The sequence below is a fragment of the Helicobacter sp. MIT 03-1614 genome (assembly GCF_000762925.2).
Classification (GTDB): domain Bacteria; phylum Campylobacterota; class Campylobacteria; order Campylobacterales; family Helicobacteraceae; genus Helicobacter_C; species Helicobacter_C hepaticus.
On sequence record NZ_JRMS02000007.1, the window covers coordinates 17,036 to 34,639 of the forward strand.

Consider the following 17,604-nt stretch of genomic DNA (forward strand, 5'->3'; position numbering starts at 1 on the left):
ACATATGAAAGATTATAATCATATTCATATTACAGGTGCGCGTGAGAATAATTTGAAAAATATCAACCTTAGCATACCTAAAAATCAACTTGTTGTTTTTACTGGTTTATCTGGCTCTGGGAAATCAACACTTGCTTTTGATACACTTTATGCAGAAGGACAGCGCCGATATATAGAATCTCTCTCAAGTTATGCACGACAATTTTTAGATAAAGTAGGCAAGCCCGATGTTGATAAGATTGAGGGACTAACCCCTGCTATTGCGATTGACCAAAAAACTACAAGTAAAAATCCACGTTCCACTGTTGGCACAATCACTGAAATTTATGATTATTTTCGCTTGCTTTATGCGCGCGTAGGGAAGCAACATTGCCATCTTTGTGGAGATGAAATTTCGCAAATGAGTCAAACTGATATTATTGAGCAGATTCTAAAACTCCCTGCAAATGCAAAAATGATACTTCTTGCGCCTATTGTCAAAGAAAAAAAGGGTAGTTTTGCTGAAAAAATAGAATCTCTGCGTCAAAAAGGCTATGTGCGAGCAATGGTTGATGGTGTGATGGTGCGTCTTGATGAGGAAATTGAGCTTGCCAAAAATAAAAAGCATAGCATTAAAGTTGTTATTGATAGGGTGGTAAATTCTTTAGAAAATCACACACGTATAGCTCAAGGAGTGGAGAAAGCCTTGCGTGAATCTTATGGTGAGATTGAAGTAGAGATGTTGCATAATGATGAAAAAAAGTTGCTGCATTATTCTGAACATTTCGCGTGTTTTAAATGTAAAATAAGTTTTGAGGAGCTTGAACCACTTGGATTTTCTTTTAATTCTCCAAAGGGCGCGTGCGAAGATTGTTTGGGGCTTGGTGCAAAATATGCTATTGATTTAAAAAAGATACTTGATAAGTCTCAACCACTCAATAAAGGTGGCATTAAAATTATTTTTGGATTCAATCGTAATTATTATGCCGAGCTTTTTTACGCATTTTGCAAAAGTGCTAAGATTGACCCAACACTTAGTTTTGAAGAACTTTCAAAATCCCAGCAAAGTGCTTTGCTTTATGGACGTGAAGAGGAAGTAGAAATCACTTGGAAATCAAGCAAACTTAAGCGTCCTTGGAAAGGTATTATCCAAATTGCATATGATATGTTTAAAGATGATAAGGATTTGGGTGAATACACTACTGAACGAGTATGTCCTACCTGTAAGGGACATCGCCTAAAACTTTCTTCTCTTAGTGTTAAAGTCAGTAAATTAGGCATTGGTGAGCTTATTGATATGCCTATTGAAAAAGTTTATGAGTTTTTTGATGATAAAGCGCATTTTTCATATTTGAATGAACAAGAACAATTTATTGCACAACCTATTTTGAAAGAAATTCGTGAAAGATTATTTTTTCTCTATGATGTGGGGCTTGGTTATCTCACACTTGGGCGTGATGCACGCAGCATTAGTGGGGGGGAATCCCAACGCATACGCATTGCAAGTCAAATTGGTAGTGGGCTTACAGGAGTTATGTATGTGCTTGATGAGCCAAGTATTGGCTTACACGAACGTGATACACTGCGATTAATCAAAACTTTACGAAGTTTGCAAGAAAAAGGCAATAGTGTGATTGTCGTGGAGCACGACAAGGAGACGATTTTAAATGCTGATTATGTTGTGGATATTGGTCCCGAGGCAGGATTGCGCGGAGGAGAAGTAGTTTTTAGTGGAAATGTGAAGAAGCTATTAGATTCCAAAACGCTCACTGCTATGTATCTTAAGGGTGCAAAGATTATTTCTTATCCACATAAGCGCACCATTGAACAATGGCTTGAAATTAAAAATGTCAATATTAATAATATTCATAATCTTTGCACGAAAATTCCTCTTTCGCAATTTGTGTGTGTAACAGGTGTAAGTGGCAGCGGTAAAAGTTCCCTTATTCTTCAAACGCTTTTACCTGTAGCACAAGAGCTTTTGAATAATGCCAAAAAGGTGCAAAAATGCGATGGTGTAGAGATTGTAGGATTAGAATATTTAGATAAAGTAATTTATTTAGACCAAAGTCCTATTGGACGCACACCGCGTAGCAATCCTGCGACTTATACAGGTGTAATGGACGATATACGTGCACTTTTTGCGGAGATTAAAGAATCTAAACTGCGTGGATATAGTGTTGGACGCTTTAGTTTTAATGTTAAAGGTGGGCGATGCGAGAAATGTCAAGGTGAGGGTGAGATAAAAATTGAAATGCACTTTTTGCCTGATGTGATGGTTAAATGCGATGCGTGTAAGGGTGCAAAATACAATCCTCAAACATTAGAGATTGCTTATAAAGGCAAAAATATAGCAGATGTTTTGGCAATGAGTGTTGATGAAGCCTTAGAGTTTTTTGCCAAAGTGCCAAAAATTGCTACAAGGCTGCAAACATTGCAAGATGTGGGCTTGGGATATATTACACTTGGACAAAATGCTATTACCTTAAGTGGCGGTGAGGCACAGCGAATTAAGCTTGCTAAGGAGCTTAGTCGTAAGGACACGGGAAAGACGCTCTATGTGCTTGATGAACCCACAACAGGATTGCATTTTGCCGATGTAGATAGGCTGACAAAGGTGCTTCATCATTTGGTAGATTTAGGGAATTCAGTCATTGTTATTGAACATAATTTAGATATGATTAAAAATGCTGATTATATTATTGATATTGGTCCAGAAGGTGGTAGCGGTGGAGGTAAAATCATAGATAGTGGGTCTGTGGAGCAAGTGAGTAAAAATCATACAAAAAGCGGGAGCTATACAGGTAAGTTTCTAGCTTTAGAATTAAAACGTGATAAACAATTTCAAAAGGAGCAAAAATGAAATTTGATGTATTATTTGGCGGTGTAAGTTTTGAGCACGAAATTAGTATTGTGAGTGCTGTTGCACTTAAAAAAGTTTTAGGAGAGAGTATTGGTAATTTTATTTTTTTAGATAGCTCACATCGTTTTTATCTTATTCCTTTAGATTCTATGAAGTCAAAACTTTTTAGTTCGGGAGATTATAAAAAATGCACAGAGATTTTTTTGCAAAGAGGTGCATTTATGAAAAAAACATTTTTTGGTTTTAAACCCATTATTCCTCATACTCTTATTAATCTCATACACGGTGCAGATGGGGAAGATGGGAGTGTGAGCGCATTACTTGATTTTTATCATTTGCCCTTTATTGGTCCGCGCATAGAATCAAGTGTAATGAGTTTCAATAAAGTATTTACTAAGATTTTTGCAGCTCAAAGAGGTGTAAAAGTGCTTGATTATGAAATTCTCACGCGTGCAAATCCACATCTTAAACATATTGCCTATCCAATAATCCTTAAACCCGCAAGGCTTGGAAGTTCTATAGGAGTGAGTGTTATAAATGAAGAAAAAGAGCTTGATTATGGCAGAGATTTAGCCTTTGAATACGATGACACTATCATAGCAGAAAGCTTTAAAAGTGGTGTCAAAGAATATAATCTTGCAGGGTGTAGGGTAAAAAATGGTTCGCAAGATGAATATAGATTCTCAATTATTGAAGAGCCTAGTAAAAAAGAACTCCTTGATTTTGAGCGTAAATATTTGGATTTTTCACGCACAGCGCAAGTTTTGCAAGCAGATATAAGCTCTGCATTAGTAGCAAAATTACAAGAAAATTTTATGAAACTCTATGAAAATGCTTTTGAAGGGGCATTGATACGATGTGATTTTTTTGTTATTGATGATGAAGTGTATCTCAATGAGATTAATCCAATTCCGGGTTCTATGGCAAATTACTTATTTGAGGATTTTGTAGGGGTACTTACAGAATTAGCTTACAATTTGCCAAAAAAACATTCTATCAAGGTAAGCTATAAGTATATAGAGCAAATCCATTATGCAAAAGGAAAATAGTTTATTATGGCACAAAGGCGCATAGAATATCAAGGTGAATATTTTGAGCTAAGTTATGAGAGAATCCAAGCTCAGTTCCCTACGCATCAAGATTCTAATCACGTATCTTTTATGTTATTTTTGCACGGCTGGGGCAGCAATAAGGAGCTAATGAAGAGTGCTTTTGGTAAATATTTTAATCAGTGGGAACATATTTACTTAGATATGCCCGGCTTTGGCAATAGTCCAAATGATAAGCCTCTCACAACGCAAGATTATGCAAAAATTGTAGAAATTTTTATGCGTGAAGTGAGCGGTGTGGCAGTGAAAGATTGTGTTATTATAGGGCATAGTTTTGGAGGAAAAGTAGCTATATTATGCCAACCAAAAGAAGTTATACTTCTCTCATCTGCTGGAATTAGAGTGCCTAAAAGTTTGAAAGTTCGCTTGAAAATTGTTTTTGCAAAGATTATGGGAAAATGTGGGCTTGGCAAGTTGGGTAAAATATTTCGCTCAAGTGATGTTAAGGCAATGAATGAGGGTATGTATCAAACATTTAAAAATGTTGTTGATGAAGATTTTTCATCAGAATTTAGTGCATATAAGGGCAAAGCAAGCATTTTTTGGGGTAAAAATGATAGTGCCACACCACTTTTTTGCGGTCAAACTATCGCTGCACTTATTCCTACAAGTAGATTCTTTCCTATGGAAGGAAACCATTATTTTTTTCTCAAAAAAGGTGGAGAGATTGAAAAGCTTTACAGGAGTGAATTATGAAAAAAAGATGTGAATTTTTAATATTTGGTAAGGTGCAAGGTGTAGGTTTTAGACGTTTTGTTAAATATAGGGTTGATAAGCTTAATGAAGAAAGTAAGGTTTTAAGCGGGAATGTATGTAATTTAAGCGATGGTAGCGTGCGTGTAATAGCACAAGGCGAAGAAGAAGCACTTGAAAAATTATGTAAAATACTTGAGATTGGACCTATTAAAAGCGAGGTTGAACGAATACAATCTCGCGAAATAGATATTGATGAGAGTCTCAATGATTTTGAGATTTTAAGATAAAGGAAGTAGTATGGAAGAAATGTTTATCATTGATACGATTGCACAATGGGTAGTTATATTGTGTCTTGCATATTATGGAATGACAAATCTGCAGTGGTATAATTATAGCTTTAAGCGAGTGCTTTTAATGCACCACAAATGGCAATGGCATATATATTATTTTATATTGCCACTTGCTGTGTATGTAGGAAGTGTTTTTATCCAAGAACCATTAAGTAGCTATATGCTTATAGGATTGAGTATAATATATTTTATTGCAATAGCTATATGGGCAATACAGCTTGATAAGCGATTGAATTTCACTCAAAGAGTATTAAAGTTTTTCGTTATTTTCTTTATTTTTATGTCCTTTAATGAGGCTTTATGTTACATATTAGACGTTAATAGTAGATTGTTTGATTTGATGCCGCTTGTGTTTGCAAGTATTATTTCAAAAATATATGAAAATATTTTACTTAATCGCTATATCATTCTCGCTAAAGAGAAACTTGATATTATGTCAAGATTAATTATTATTGGTGTAACAGGCAGTTATGGTAAAACAAGTATGAAAAACTTTTTAGCACAGATTCTTAAAGAAAAGTATCGCGTATATGCTACACCTAGAAGCGTTAATACGCATACAGGGATTGTGGCAGATATTAATCAAAATTTAGATTATATTACAGAGATTTATATTATTGAAGCAGGAGCGCGTTTAAAAGGCGATATTGCACTTATTAGCCAATTTTTGAATCCACATTATGCTGTTATTGGTGAAGTCGGTGAGCAGCATTTGGAGTATTTTAAAAGCCTTGAAAATATTGTAGAAACAAAATTTGAGCTATTGCAAAGCTCAAGGCTAAAAAAAGCTTTTGTTTTTAAAGATAATCCTAAATCACCTCATATAGAACCAAATATAACCAAAAAGATTCAGTATTTTCCAGAAAATGTGCGCAATATTGATGCAAATCTTGATGGCACAAGCTTTGAACTTTTTATTAAGGGTGAGTGGCATCACTTTGAAACAATGGTTTTAGGCGTTTTTAATGTTGTAAATTTGAGTGCGGCAATTTATATGGGCGTGGAGCTTGGTTTGCAGGTAGAAGAAATACAAAAAGCTGTAAAAAGAATAGAGCCCATCCCTCATCGTCTTAACAAGATACAGACACATCAAAAGCTGATTATTGATGATGGATTTAATGGGAATCTTAAGGGAATGAAAGAGGCTATTCGTCTTTGCTCACTTTATCAAGGGCGAAAGATTATTGTTACGCCCGGCATAGTAGAGAGCACAAAAGAAGCTAATATTGAACTTGCCCAAGCTATTGATAAGGTATTTGACATTGTTATCATTACGGGCGAACTCAATGCAAAGATTCTATCTAAACACATTTATAATACACAAAAGATTACTCTTAAAGATAAGTCTATGCTTGAAGATATGCTCAAATCTTGCTCTCAAGCCCACGATTTAGTGCTTTTTAGCAATGATGCTCCAAGTTATATTTAAGGAAAAGCGGCAATGGAGAGAATCTATGCACCTTGGCGAAGTAAGTATTTTGGCTCTTGTGCGCAAGGTTGTGTATTTTGTGCTATTGCAAATAATCCACACGATGACGAGGAAAATCGTGTCATTTATCGTGATGATAGTGTTTTTGGTGTTATGAATCTTTATCCTTATACACCCGGACATTTTATGCTTATTCCTTTAACCCATCGTGATTCACCTGAAGAGTTACCTTTAGAGACTTGGTTGCATTTGCACAAGCTTTCATACAAAGCAATGAATGTGCTTTATGAGTATGGTGCACAAGGTGTGAATATGGGTTTAAATATCAAAAAAGCCGGTGGAGCAGGCATACCTGAACATTTGCATATCCACTTTGTGCCACGTTATATAGGTGATACAAATTTTATAACAAGCATTGCCGAATCACGCACTTATGGAATGGATTTTGATAGTGTGTATAAAAAGATAAAATACTTAAGCCTAAAACATTTCGCAAAGGAGAAAGTATGAAACATTTTCAGGGTGTAAAAGGGATTTTATATATATGGTTTGTCTTAACAGCATTATGTTATGGGGCGAATGAGAGATACAATCATTTGCTTTTTAGTAATAATTATACAGAGGTGCGCAAGGGTATTAATCTTGGAGCAGATATTGAAGCACGATTGCGTGGAAGCACACCACTTTATGATGCAGCACGCAAGGGAAATATGGAGATTCTATATTTACTCATTGAACGCGGAGCTGATGTGAATGCAGTATGCCACGGCGAAACCCCTTTGCTTAAAGTTGTCGCTTTAAACAATCTTAGGTTTGCTCAAGCGCTTATAAATAAAGGAGCAAAGGTGAGGGTAGCTGATGAGCATTTAGGTAATACGCCACTTCACTATGCGGTAATGAGAAAAAATTCGGAAATGATAAAGCTTCTTTTGTCAAATGGTGCGGATATGTATGCGGAAAACTTTAAAGGAGATACACCAGCGCGTTATATTCTTGCAAATCGCTCTTTGCCTGCAGTGAGTATCAAAAATGATGATATTACACTTAAAGCTTCTGGATTTAATTTAGGACAGGGAAGTGTAAATATTACTATCAGTAATGAAAGTGAGAAATTTGCTACAATTACTTATATGGCACTCTATATCAATGGAGATTTAATAAGTGAGAGTGAAGTAAATAGGAAAATCCCTCCACGTTCAAGCGCATCAGTTGGGAGTTTGAGTATTCCTACTGATACTTATGAGGCAATTCGCATTAAAAAATCGGGTGCAAGTAATATTAAATATGGATTCGCAGTAGAATATGACCTTGAGGGGAAAAATAAAAATCTTTATAAAAAAACAAGCACAGAACTTCAACTTTGGTAGATTTTCTTGCAAAGTTTAGAAACTATAAACCATACAAACAAATGGGTTAAGATAAAAAAACTTCTTAAAAGAATAGTGTTTATAGGACTTGTCTTTTTCATTGGTATTTTTTTATATCGTGTAGTGCTTGGAAATATGCTTATACATAGCGTAGATTTTACATATAGCAATGATTATAATCCCAAAAAAGTTACCTTATTACTATATCTTGGGGCGATGAAAGGCTTTGAGGGAGCTGAAGGAGACTATAATGCGTCAAATTATAGATATAGGGATTTGCACTATCTTGTGGCACGCGGTGATATAGAGAATGTGCGTTTATATTTGCGACTTGGCGGAGATGTGAATCTAGGTGGTGATTCTAAGAGCGCACTTTATATTGCTTTATCTCGTGGAGATAATGAAATGGCAAAGCTTCTCTTAGAATATGGAGCAAGGGTTATGTTTAATAATAACTTTTTGCTACTCAATCTCTTGGATAGAAAAATTACTGATGAAGTGGCAGAGCTTGTTGTAAATAGGGCTTTAGCAAAACCTAATATGTCGGTTCAATATCTATGCTGGGCAAGTAGAGGTCTTAGTTATAATGGATTTAGTTCTAGGGCATTTCATTTGATGTTAGAGCACATTAATGAGCCTTTAGAGGATATAACTTGTGAGAACTGGGGATTATTATACGCTATGCTAGATAACAGTTTTAGGGATGATGGTTTTGGCATAGATGAAATAAAGGCAGTTTTTCTAAAGGCAAAAGAGCAAGGTTGTAAAGAGTGTATGAATTATGTTGCACGCTTTTATTATAGAGGATTAGATTGGGTTGAGAGAGTAAATGTAATGGCTGAAGTAATATATAAGATTAATTTGTATAAGATTAATTCAGATACCAAAAAAGAGCAGGAAATGCTAGACTTGCTTGAATTTTTCATACTCAATGGTGGAGATGTGAATTCTTATATCCCCTCATCATATAAGCCTGAAACTTTGCTTGAAAATACCAAGTATCGCAATCGTAAATATCATCACTTAAAATCTGTTATTGCCTTACTTATCAAATATGGAGCAAAATAGGATTGACATACTTATTATAAATCCCATATAATGCCAGATTGCATATTAAATAAGGATATATATTGGCAAATGCTCTACTCGTGGCTGCGTATAAGCCACCATTTTTAAGCTCAAATGCGTGTCTCTCTCGTTTAAAAAAGCACTTTGGTATGTCAAAGGCGGGTTATCTTGGCACACTTGACCCTTTTGCAAAAGGTGTGCTTGTAGTGGGATTTGGTAGCTATACGCGTCTTTTTCCGCATTTACAAAAAGTGCCTAAAGCTTATAGAGCGACACTTTGGCTTGGTGCAAAGTCTGCAAGTTTGGATATTGAGCATATAGAATCTATTGAGATTATCCCTGAATACAATCAGAGTGATATAGAGAAGATTCTCTTTTCTTTAAAAGGCACTTTTGATTATACGCCTCCTGCTTTTAGCGCAAAACATATCAATGGACAAAGGGCATATAAACTTGCAAGAGAGGGTAAGGTATTTACTCTACCGCAGATTCAAATGAGTATTTATAATATTACATTGTTATCATATCACCACCCTTTTGTGCATTTTGAAGTAAGTGTGAGTGAGGGTGCATATGTGCGAAGTATTGGGGAGATAATAGCCAAAAAGCTTGGCGTAAATGGTGTGCTCTCAAGCCTAGAGCGAATAAGTGAGGGACAAATGAGCGTGAGTGCCACAGAACAAATAAGAATCCTTAATCCACTTGATTATCTCCCTTATCCTCAACTAGAAAATATGCACAGATTCTCTAAGCAGATGTATGATGGTAAAAAAATTATATTAAAAAATGCCCAAAAAGGAAAATATATAGTTTGTTTTGAGGATTTTTTTTCTATAATTGAGATATTTTCAAATGGTGGCATACAATACATTTTAAATAGGATAGAATATGTTGATACTTTCAAGAAAACAAGATGACAGCGTGATAATTGGCGATGATATTGAAATAAAGATTATCTCCATTGACAAAGGCAGCGTGAGACTCGGGTTTTCTGCACCAGAAAATTGTGTGATTTTACGTGGAGAGCTTAAAGAGGCAATTACTTCACAGAACAAACAAGCTTCGCAAAGTGATGATATAAAAGCTGTATCAGAGATAAAGTTTTTGCTTAAAGCCCATAAGAAATGAACAAAAATGAGTGAAACTATAAAAATTTATCCAAAGCTCAATATTTTTCTTAAAATTTTGGGACACAAAGATGGCTTTCATCAGATTCATTCTCGCTTTGTTTTGGCAAAAGGAGAGCTATATGATGAAATGAATATCACACATTATTCTTGCTTTACTTTACAAGGGGATTTTGATTGCGAGGAAAAAGATAATCTTATTTATAAAGCAAAATGCGTATTGCAAGATTTTTTAGATATTCAAGGACAGAAGACTGCTGTAAAAGCCATTGAGTGTGTAAAAATAGAAGTGCAAAAATCTATACCTAAAGGTGCAGGATTAGGTGGGGGAAGTGGAAATGCTGGAGCATTTCTTATTGGGATGAACAATTTTTTTGGGCTAGGTTTAAGTCAAAAACAGCTTATGGCAGTGGGAGAAAAGATTGGAGCAGATGTAGCATTTTTTGTGAGTGGGGAAGAGAGTGCAAATGTGAGCGGAAAAGGGCAATATATTCAATCTCTAAATGAAAAACCATTACAATACAGCATTTATACGCCACCACATATATTTTGTGATACTACAAAAGTCTATAAATGCTATGCAGATTCTATCAAAGCGCATAAACGCTCATATAGCGCACCTGCAAATGAGTGGTTTGCAAAAACTAGTCTTGAATTACTCTCAAATCATTTTTCTAAAAGCACCCTCAATGATTTATATGAAAGTGCGTGTGAGATTTATCCACATCTTAGGGATATTGCACAAGAGCTTGGCGAAGGTTGGTATTTTAGCGGCAGTGGCAGTAGCTTTTTTAGACAGGAGCAAGTTTGATATGCCCATACGAGTGATTGCAAAAAATAAAAAAGCATATTTTGATTATGAGATTCTTCAAAGTTTAGAAAGTGGTATTGTGTTGCAAGGAAGCGAAGTAAAAAGTATTCGCGCAGGACGAGTAAATCTTAAAGATAGTTTTATAAAAATCATACGCGGAGAAGCCTTTTTGTTTAATGCTCATATTTCATTTTTACAAACGACTTATACGCATTTTAAGCCCAATGAACGCAGAGAAAGGAAACTTTTGCTTCATAAAAAAGAGATTGATAAATTGTTTGGGAGTGTAAGCAAAGAATCTTTAAGCATTGTTCCATTAAACATTTATTTTAATCAAAAAAATAAAATTAAACTTTGTATTGCACTTGTGCGAGGGAAAAAATTGCACGATAAGCGAGAGAGCATTAAGAAAAAAATGCTTGAGCGTGAAGCAAGAGCGCATATGAAAAGCTATGGCAAAAAGTTGTAGCCTATAAAGGAGTTAGATATGAAGGAAATAGTTGATTATGGGGTGCTTGGATTCTTACTCTTTTTAAGTATAGTAGTTCTTGGTTTGGCATTAGAGCGTTGGTGGGCATATCGTAAGATAAACCTTGATGCTTTTAGTGATAAGAGAATCTTAGAGTTAGAGCTCCACAAGCGACTAACACTCATTGCTACAATTGGTTCAAATGCCCCGTATATTGGACTTTTAGGGACAGTTATTGGTATTATGGTAACTTTTGTAGAAATTGGCTCTACTTCTCTCATAGATACGCAAAATATTATGTCTGGATTGGCGCTCGCACTTAAAGCCACTGCAGCAGGACTAATAGTGGCTATACCCTCAATCGTATTTTATAATCTTTTACTTCGTAGGAGCGAAGTATTGCTTTCACTTTGGGATATTGCACATAATCCTCCACATAAGCCAAAAACCCCTACAAGGTATGATATATGAAAAAAATAGATTCTCTTAATTTGATACCTTTTATTGATATTATGCTTGTCTTGCTTGTGATAGTGCTTACAAGTGCTTCATTTGTGGTGCAGTCAAGAATCCAAGTTGATGTGCCTCAAATTGATCAGACACAAGGACAAAATACAGATAAAAGAGAAACACACAGCATTACAATTAATAAAGAAGGAGATTTTTTTCTTGATGATAAACCTCTTTCACTCCAAGAGATAGGCGCACAGCTTGAGCAGCTTGATAAAAACATACAAGTTATCATTCGTGGTGATAGGCAAAGTGGCTTAGAGTTTTTCCTTGAAATTACAACAATGTTGCGTGATAAAGGTATTAATGATGTGTATGTTATTGCAGAACAAAAATAGATTCCAACTAAAGGAGGGCTTATGCAAGAGTTAAATTGGCTGATTAATATTTGCTTTACTATTTTAATGGTGGGGCTATTTGTGTGGGATTTTAAAACTTTTGGTGAGCCTGCACACAAGGATTTTAAGGCAATTATTATGAGCACGGGAGTGCTTGGGACATTTGTAGGAATTTTTGTAGGACTTATGGGATTTGATACTCTTGCCTTGCAAGATTCCGTGCCATTGCTGCTTGATGGGTTGAAGACTGCATTTTATACTTCTATTGTGGGTATGGGTTTGGCTATTACACTTTCTATTATACAAAGGGCAAAGGGTATTAAAAGCACCCAAGATATGAATCTAGATTATCTGCTCCATCAAGCTGGGAATTTAAACTATCTTAAATCTCTTGAAGAGATTAATCATAAAGCGCTTGAATTGCCTACTAAAGAGGATATATTACAGATAAACGCTACTACAAATGAGATTTTAGCATCTGCACTTCAAAAGATAGATGTTTCTTTACAAGAAGCCATTAAACAGCTTGCTAGCGGTGCTTCTAGGGAGTTGATTAGCGCATTGGAACTTGTCATTAGAGATTTTAACCATAATTTACAAAATCAATTTGGAGATAATTTTAAAGAACTTAATAGTGCGGTAGGTAAGCTTCTTTTGTGGCAGGAAAATTATAAGCAGCATATTGAGCAAACTCAAACTTTGCTTATTCAAACTCAAAGTGCAATGCAAGAGAGTGCAAGTGCAATGAGTGCTACACAGGCTACTTTGGCATCTATTAATGCACAAAATGAACAAACTATGGCATTTTATGGGAAGACTTTAAATATGATTGATGAGATGAAAGCAAAAGGAGATATGCTTCACGCTCAACTTAGTGAAGTTGCCACGCTTGGTGAGACTGCAAGAGCTTGTTTGGGGATTATAGACACATTTTTTAAAAGCGCTGTTCAAGGTTTTGGTAAGCTTGAAGAGGTTGCTACACAAAATATTGAAGAGCTTAAAAAGAGAATTGACACTTACTTTTTACAGCTCAATGAACACGCTAATGTAAATATGGAGACTTTGAGAATCTTTATAGAGGATAGTTCAAATAAGGCACAAAATAATATTGCACAATCTCTTGAGAATCATAGCGCACTTTTCCGCACACAATGTAGTAATCTTGCACAGGAGAGTGAGGGAATATTCAAAGCTATTTTAAGTAACGCACATACACAAATTGAAAATTTAAGCCGCGAATTAGAGAAAAATATCCAGCAAAATATAGAATCAAGCACACATAATTCAGCAGAATTTGCGCGTTTGCGAGAGCATATTGCCAAAAATCACACGGCGATAGTAGAAAGTCTTGAATCGAGCCTCTCGCATTTAAATACACATAATGAAACCATAATGCGGGATATGGCAAAGGGTATGCAAGGTATGCAAGAGACTTACCTTTCTACTTTGAGCGCAAGTATGGATTCTGTATTAAATAAAGAGCAAGAAATTATTCAAGCGCGATTGGAGGGCTTAAATGATTTTGCGCTTCGCACTGATACAGCGTTGAATACACAATATGAAAATGTGAGCAATTTCCTTAAGAAAATGGCGAGCGAATATCTCAAAATTATGCAAAAACTTACTAAAGATTCTGTAGCAATTCCTAAGGATATGGGTGTGCAAGTGGTAAAAGATTTTGGTGATTTGCAGCATAATCTCCTTTCACATCTGGGGAATCTTAATGCACAGATTCATCACAATAGTGCTCAACTTATTGAACTCTATCGTAATGTGCAAAATATTTTAAGTGAGAACATTGAGGGTAATAAATCTTTGCAACAAGAAATTAAAACTACATTTGCTTCGCTTGATGAATCAATGAGTGCAAGTTTTGAAAACTTTAAAGAAAATTATGAGTGGTTTTTGCGCCGTGTGCGTGAAATTATAGGCTCTAGGTAGGATAAAATGAAGCATAATCAGTGGATTAGTATTTCTGATATGATGGCGGGCATTATGATGATTTTTTTGCTCATTATGGTGTCTTTTATGCTTATTACCCAAAAAACACAAGAGGATTTAAAGATACACAACCAAAAATTGCTAGAGCTTAATCAAGCTATGAGTGAGATTGCAAAAAATTATTCTAATCTTCAGCAAGATCTTTATGAGGCATTATTGAAAGAATTTAGTAAAGATTTGAAACGATGGGATGCGCAAATTGATGAGGATAATACGATTCGTTTTAATGAGCCAGAAGTGCTTTTTGATACAGGAGCGGCACAGGTTAAAAAACGATTTCAAGATATTTTGAATGATTTTTTTCCACGATATGTAAAGATTCTCTCTTTGCCAAAATTTCAAGATAACATTGAGGAAGTGCGTATTGAAGGGCATACATCGCAAAGTTGGTATGTGGCTCATACTCTTGAAGAACGTTATCTTGGTAATGCTGAACTTTCGCAAGCAAGGGCTTTAGAAGTATTAAAATATTGTTTTAATCTTAAAAGTATCAATAATTATAAAGAGTGGCTTATTAAGGTGTTTCGTGCTAATGGTTTATCTTTTGCTAAACCGCTTGAAGATGATGACAAATCAAGACGAGTAGAGTTTCGGGTTGTTACAAAAGCGAATAAAGATTTACTTAGAATCCTTGAGATTAGCAAAGATTTTGAGATTAAATAACTTCTTTTTAAGCAAAAAATTGGCATAATTGCCAGTTTAATTTATCTGAAGGTTAAGAAATGAAGAGAACTTACCAGCCACACAATACACCTAGAAAACGCACACACGGCTTTCGTGCAAGAATGAAAACAAAAAATGGTCGGCGTGTTATTAACGCAAGAAGAGCAAAAGGTCGCAAAAGGCTTTCAGTATAGTTTTGTGCAATAGGTAAATATATTTGGCAAGGTTGGATACCCTCAAGAATAAAGCAGAATTTGATTTTGTTTATAGAAATGCTCAACGATTTTTTCACAAAGATTTTGTGCTTTATATGCTTAAATTTTCATCTATACGAGAGTCTTATCCGCTTCGCCAACAAAGAATATTTCAATCTATTCAATCGCGTAATGCAAAATTGCATCTTGGATTAAGTGTTTCGCGAAAAATTGGCAAAGCATATATGCGTAATCTTATAAAACGCCGTATAAAAGCTATTGCTTATGAAAATTGCGCAGATTTTAAAGATGTGATTTTTCTGATTGTTGTAAAGGAGGGTATAAGAGAAATGGATTTTGCCACGCTTAAAAATAATTTACTTGCAAGTTTTACAAAGATGTATAATGCAAAAAAAACTCGTAATATTCGCGTTTTACATCAAATAAGTCATTATGCAGGATAAAATATGTGGATAGTTCGCTGTGCCTTGATACAGGCTGTAAGGTTTTATCAAAAGTGTCTTTCACCTTTAAGCGTTGGGGCTTGTCGGTATTATCCAAGCTGTTCTGATTATACATTGTGGCTTTTGCGCTTTGATAATCCATTGAAAGCAAGTGTCAAATCAATGCAAAGAATCTTAAGCTGCAATCAGTTTTTTGAGGGCGGTGTCGCCTATCCTCAAGCATATTTAGAGTTTAAAGATATTGCATTTATGCCAAAAGATGTGAAATATTGGTTTGTTCCTAACACAAATACAAGATTTTTAGATATAATATGCGTTTTGAAAAAAACTTATAAAATGCGAGTTTATATTATTAAAACACTCTCTTATAAAGAAAGAGGTTAAAATTATGTATCGTCCAAACGAACAAGATAATGGTATGTCCCTCACGCGTGTGCTGATAGCAATAGGTCTTTCTATTGCCTTTTTTGCAGTATATGCGTATTTTTTTCCACAAAAACCACATCAAAATACTCATCAAGCACATACAGCTCAAAATACGCAAGATACACAAGAATCTATTCAAGCAAGCACTCATACAGAGATAAATACACAGGTTGCTCCACATCAAAATATTCAAGATAGCACACAAAGTGTGCAAAATGAGATTTCTTCTAGTGTTCAAATGCCACATTCACTTAAGCAAACAATTATTGCTCGTGTAGATTCTGATGAGTTTGAGCTTGAAATTGATGCCCTTGGTAGGATTAAGCAAGTCTATCTTAAAGATGAAAAATTTATACGACACGAGCAAACTAGCCTTTTTGCAATGATAGGAGAGGTGCTTGGTATGAAACCTCCCCACAAAGAGAAACGAGATAAATTACCACTTTTTGGGGATTCTCAACTTCATACAATGGAAATGCGTTTTAGTGATACATCTATCAATCAACAAGCTTTTGATACGCCTTATACAGCAAATATTTCATACATTAAGTTAGAAAATGCGCCTGTGGAAATTGTTCTCACGCAAAATCTTGGTAATCTTGTTATTAAAAAATATCTTACTATTCACCCTAATCTTGCTTATGATGTGCGTTTAGAGTTAAGTAAGCCAAATATAGAATATTTTGTGAGTAATGGTATGCGCCCAACTGCTGATACTGATACTTACGCATTTCGAGGAGTCATAACGCGTAATAATATAGATGGTGTTTTGACAAAGTTTGAAGATGGTGATGCAAGTAGTGATTATTTAGCCAAAAATGCAGCGGATATTCGCTCTTCTAGTTTTGTGGCAAGTGTGGATAGGTATTATACAAGTTTGTTTTTTAGCAATGCCCCAAAAGGTTTATATGTTGTGATGAGCGGTGATAATGCACATAATCCTATGCCTTATGTGCGATTTGAAGGGGACGCAGAGTTTGCAGGATATATAGGACCAAAGGAATATCACGAATTACAAGGAATTGAGAATACACTTACTGATGTAGTAGAATATGGGCGTATCACATTTTTTGCAAAACCACTTTTTTTACTTCTTGAATATTTATATGATTTGTGCGGAAATTGGGGTTGGGCGATTGTATTATTAACGCTAATTGTTCGCATAGTGCTTTATCCTTTGACTTATAAGGGTATGGTATCAATGCAAAAACTCAAAGATTTAGCACCTAAAATGAAAGATTTACAAACGCGTTATAAAGATGACCCACAAAAGCTACAAATACATATGATGGATTTATATAAAAAGCACGGAGCAAATCCACTCGGTGGATGTTTGCCATTGATTTTACAGATTCCTGTATTTTTTGCTATTTATCGTGTGTTGCACAATGCTGTCGAGCTTAAAAGTTCAGCGTGGATTCTATGGATTACTGACTTATCGGCAATAGACCCCTATTTTGTGTTACCTGTATTAATGGGGGTGAGTATGTATATTTCTCAAAAGCTTACACCTTCAAACTTTACAGACCCTATGCAGGAAAAAATCTTTAAAATGCTTCCTTGGGTATTTACTATTTTCTTTATTATTTTTCCATTTCCTGCAGGGCTTGTGTTGTATTGGACAATTAATAATGTATTTTCTATTATTCAACAAATAAGTATAAATAAAATTATGGAGGGTAAAAAAGCAAAAGAAATCGCGGCTCATCACGATGAAAAAACAAATAAAAGGGGATAGTT

Annotated in this window: 20 protein-coding genes; all 20 read left to right on the plus strand. The window is 35.1% G+C overall.

What is annotated here, in order from left to right:
* Positions 1 to 4: 4 nt before the first annotated feature.
* Complete coding sequence (gene uvrA / locus LS66_RS05975; protein ID WP_034366385.1) at positions 5 to 2,842, plus strand: excinuclease ABC subunit UvrA; 2,838 nt, start codon at positions 5 to 7, stop codon at positions 2,840 to 2,842.
* Entirely contained in the window at positions 2,839 to 3,891 is a 1,053-nt protein-coding gene (locus LS66_RS05980) for a D-alanine--D-alanine ligase (RefSeq protein ID WP_034366389.1), read from the plus strand. Before uvrA ends, LS66_RS05980 begins: the two co-directional genes overlap by 4 nt.
* A 6-nt stretch (positions 3,892 to 3,897) precedes the next feature.
* Positions 3,898 to 4,647 carry an alpha/beta fold hydrolase gene (locus LS66_RS05985; protein ID WP_034366393.1) on the plus strand — a complete coding sequence of 250 codons (750 nt, stop codon included), beginning with the start codon at positions 3,898 to 3,900 and terminating at the stop codon, positions 4,645 to 4,647.
* On the plus strand, positions 4,644 to 4,934 hold the full coding sequence (locus tag LS66_RS05990; protein ID WP_011114972.1) for an acylphosphatase: 291 nt from the start codon (positions 4,644 to 4,646) through the stop codon (positions 4,932 to 4,934). The genes LS66_RS05985 and LS66_RS05990 overlap by 4 nt, the downstream gene beginning before the upstream one ends.
* A gap of 10 nt (positions 4,935 to 4,944) precedes the next feature.
* On the plus strand, positions 4,945 to 6,426 hold the full coding sequence (locus LS66_RS05995; RefSeq protein WP_011114971.1) for a UDP-N-acetylmuramoyl-tripeptide--D-alanyl-D-alanine ligase: 1,482 nt from the start codon (positions 4,945 to 4,947) through the stop codon (positions 6,424 to 6,426).
* A gap of 12 nt (positions 6,427 to 6,438) precedes the next feature.
* On the plus strand, positions 6,439 to 6,936 hold the full coding sequence (locus LS66_RS06000) for an HIT domain-containing protein (protein ID WP_034366396.1): 498 nt from the start codon (positions 6,439 to 6,441) through the stop codon (positions 6,934 to 6,936).
* A complete protein-coding gene (locus LS66_RS06005) occupies positions 6,933 to 7,793 on the plus strand; it encodes an ankyrin repeat domain-containing protein (RefSeq protein WP_034366398.1) in 861 nt (286 codons plus the stop codon). The genes LS66_RS06000 and LS66_RS06005 overlap by 4 nt, the downstream gene beginning before the upstream one ends.
* A gap of 75 nt (positions 7,794 to 7,868) precedes the next feature.
* Positions 7,869 to 8,861, plus strand: coding sequence for an ankyrin repeat domain-containing protein (locus LS66_RS06010; RefSeq protein WP_034366400.1), 993 nt, complete (start codon positions 7,869 to 7,871; stop codon positions 8,859 to 8,861).
* A 62-nt stretch (positions 8,862 to 8,923) separates the two neighbouring features.
* A complete protein-coding gene (truB, locus tag LS66_RS06015; protein WP_034366403.1) occupies positions 8,924 to 9,778 on the plus strand; it encodes a tRNA pseudouridine(55) synthase TruB in 855 nt (284 codons plus the stop codon).
* Positions 9,750 to 9,989 (plus strand): carbon storage regulator, encoded by a 240-nt coding sequence (locus LS66_RS06020; protein ID WP_011114966.1) that lies wholly within the window; start codon positions 9,750 to 9,752, stop codon positions 9,987 to 9,989. The genes truB and LS66_RS06020 overlap by 29 nt, the downstream gene beginning before the upstream one ends.
* Before the next feature lie 6 nt (positions 9,990 to 9,995).
* The gene (locus LS66_RS06025; protein ID WP_034366406.1) at positions 9,996 to 10,799 is read left to right on the plus strand and encodes a 4-(cytidine 5'-diphospho)-2-C-methyl-D-erythritol kinase; all 804 of its coding nucleotides are present in this window, start codon (positions 9,996 to 9,998) and stop codon (positions 10,797 to 10,799) included.
* 7 nt (positions 10,800 to 10,806) lie between these two features.
* Positions 10,807 to 11,268 carry an SsrA-binding protein SmpB gene (smpB, locus tag LS66_RS06030; RefSeq protein WP_034366439.1) on the plus strand — a complete coding sequence of 154 codons (462 nt, stop codon included), beginning with the start codon at positions 10,807 to 10,809 and terminating at the stop codon, positions 11,266 to 11,268.
* Between the two features lie 18 nt (positions 11,269 to 11,286).
* Positions 11,287 to 11,739: a TonB-system energizer ExbB gene (exbB, locus tag LS66_RS06035; RefSeq protein WP_011114963.1), complete on the plus strand. Its 453-nt coding sequence runs from the start codon at positions 11,287 to 11,289 to the stop codon at positions 11,737 to 11,739.
* Positions 11,736 to 12,116: a biopolymer transporter ExbD gene (locus LS66_RS06040; protein ID WP_011114962.1), complete on the plus strand. Its 381-nt coding sequence runs from the start codon at positions 11,736 to 11,738 to the stop codon at positions 12,114 to 12,116. The genes exbB and LS66_RS06040 overlap by 4 nt, the downstream gene beginning before the upstream one ends.
* 21 nt (positions 12,117 to 12,137) lie before the next feature.
* Positions 12,138 to 14,057: a hypothetical protein gene (locus LS66_RS06045; RefSeq protein ID WP_034366409.1), complete on the plus strand. Its 1,920-nt coding sequence runs from the start codon at positions 12,138 to 12,140 to the stop codon at positions 14,055 to 14,057.
* Between the two features lie 6 nt (positions 14,058 to 14,063).
* Positions 14,064 to 14,780 (plus strand): OmpA family protein, encoded by a 717-nt coding sequence (locus LS66_RS06050; protein ID WP_034366412.1) that lies wholly within the window; start codon positions 14,064 to 14,066, stop codon positions 14,778 to 14,780.
* A gap of 59 nt (positions 14,781 to 14,839) precedes the next feature.
* The gene (gene rpmH, locus LS66_RS06055) at positions 14,840 to 14,974 is read left to right on the plus strand and encodes a 50S ribosomal protein L34 (protein ID WP_011114959.1); all 135 of its coding nucleotides are present in this window, start codon (positions 14,840 to 14,842) and stop codon (positions 14,972 to 14,974) included.
* A gap of 23 nt (positions 14,975 to 14,997) precedes the next feature.
* Positions 14,998 to 15,438, plus strand: coding sequence for a ribonuclease P protein component (gene rnpA, locus LS66_RS06060; RefSeq protein ID WP_034366415.1), 441 nt, complete (start codon positions 14,998 to 15,000; stop codon positions 15,436 to 15,438).
* Positions 15,439 to 15,441: 3 nt separating this feature from the next.
* Positions 15,442 to 15,822: a membrane protein insertion efficiency factor YidD gene (gene yidD / locus LS66_RS06065; protein ID WP_081947944.1), complete on the plus strand. Its 381-nt coding sequence runs from the start codon at positions 15,442 to 15,444 to the stop codon at positions 15,820 to 15,822.
* Between the two features lie 4 nt (positions 15,823 to 15,826).
* A complete protein-coding gene (yidC, locus tag LS66_RS06070) occupies positions 15,827 to 17,602 on the plus strand; it encodes a membrane protein insertase YidC (RefSeq protein WP_034366418.1) in 1,776 nt (591 codons plus the stop codon).
* The last annotated feature ends 2 nt before the right edge of the window (positions 17,603 to 17,604 follow it).

What these genes read in the sequence shown, in the direction of transcription:
- uvrA (WP_034366385.1), top strand. Translation starts at nt 5, where the DNA reads ATGAAAGATTATAATCATATTCATATTACAGGTGCGCGTGAGAATAAT.
- LS66_RS05980 (WP_034366389.1), top strand. Translation starts at nt 2,839, where the DNA reads ATGAAATTTGATGTATTATTTGGCGGTGTAAGTTTTGAGCACGAAATT.
- LS66_RS05985 (WP_034366393.1), top strand. Translation starts at nt 3,898, where the DNA reads ATGGCACAAAGGCGCATAGAATATCAAGGTGAATATTTTGAGCTAAGT.
- LS66_RS05990 (WP_011114972.1), top strand. Translation starts at nt 4,644, where the DNA reads ATGAAAAAAAGATGTGAATTTTTAATATTTGGTAAGGTGCAAGGTGTA.
- LS66_RS05995 (WP_011114971.1), top strand. Translation starts at nt 4,945, where the DNA reads ATGGAAGAAATGTTTATCATTGATACGATTGCACAATGGGTAGTTATA.
- LS66_RS06000 (WP_034366396.1), top strand. Translation starts at nt 6,439, where the DNA reads ATGGAGAGAATCTATGCACCTTGGCGAAGTAAGTATTTTGGCTCTTGT.
- LS66_RS06005 (WP_034366398.1), top strand. Translation starts at nt 6,933, where the DNA reads ATGAAACATTTTCAGGGTGTAAAAGGGATTTTATATATATGGTTTGTC.
- LS66_RS06020 (WP_011114966.1), top strand. Translation starts at nt 9,750, where the DNA reads ATGTTGATACTTTCAAGAAAACAAGATGACAGCGTGATAATTGGCGAT.
- LS66_RS06025 (WP_034366406.1), top strand. Translation starts at nt 9,996, where the DNA reads ATGAGTGAAACTATAAAAATTTATCCAAAGCTCAATATTTTTCTTAAA.
- exbB (WP_011114963.1), top strand. Translation starts at nt 11,287, where the DNA reads ATGAAGGAAATAGTTGATTATGGGGTGCTTGGATTCTTACTCTTTTTA.
- LS66_RS06040 (WP_011114962.1), top strand. Translation starts at nt 11,736, where the DNA reads ATGAAAAAAATAGATTCTCTTAATTTGATACCTTTTATTGATATTATG.
- LS66_RS06045 (WP_034366409.1), top strand. Translation starts at nt 12,138, where the DNA reads ATGCAAGAGTTAAATTGGCTGATTAATATTTGCTTTACTATTTTAATG.
- LS66_RS06050 (WP_034366412.1), top strand. Translation starts at nt 14,064, where the DNA reads ATGAAGCATAATCAGTGGATTAGTATTTCTGATATGATGGCGGGCATT.
- rpmH (WP_011114959.1), top strand. Translation starts at nt 14,840, where the DNA reads ATGAAGAGAACTTACCAGCCACACAATACACCTAGAAAACGCACACAC.
- yidD (WP_081947944.1), top strand. Translation starts at nt 15,442, where the DNA reads ATGTGGATAGTTCGCTGTGCCTTGATACAGGCTGTAAGGTTTTATCAA.
- yidC (WP_034366418.1), top strand. Translation starts at nt 15,827, where the DNA reads ATGTATCGTCCAAACGAACAAGATAATGGTATGTCCCTCACGCGTGTG.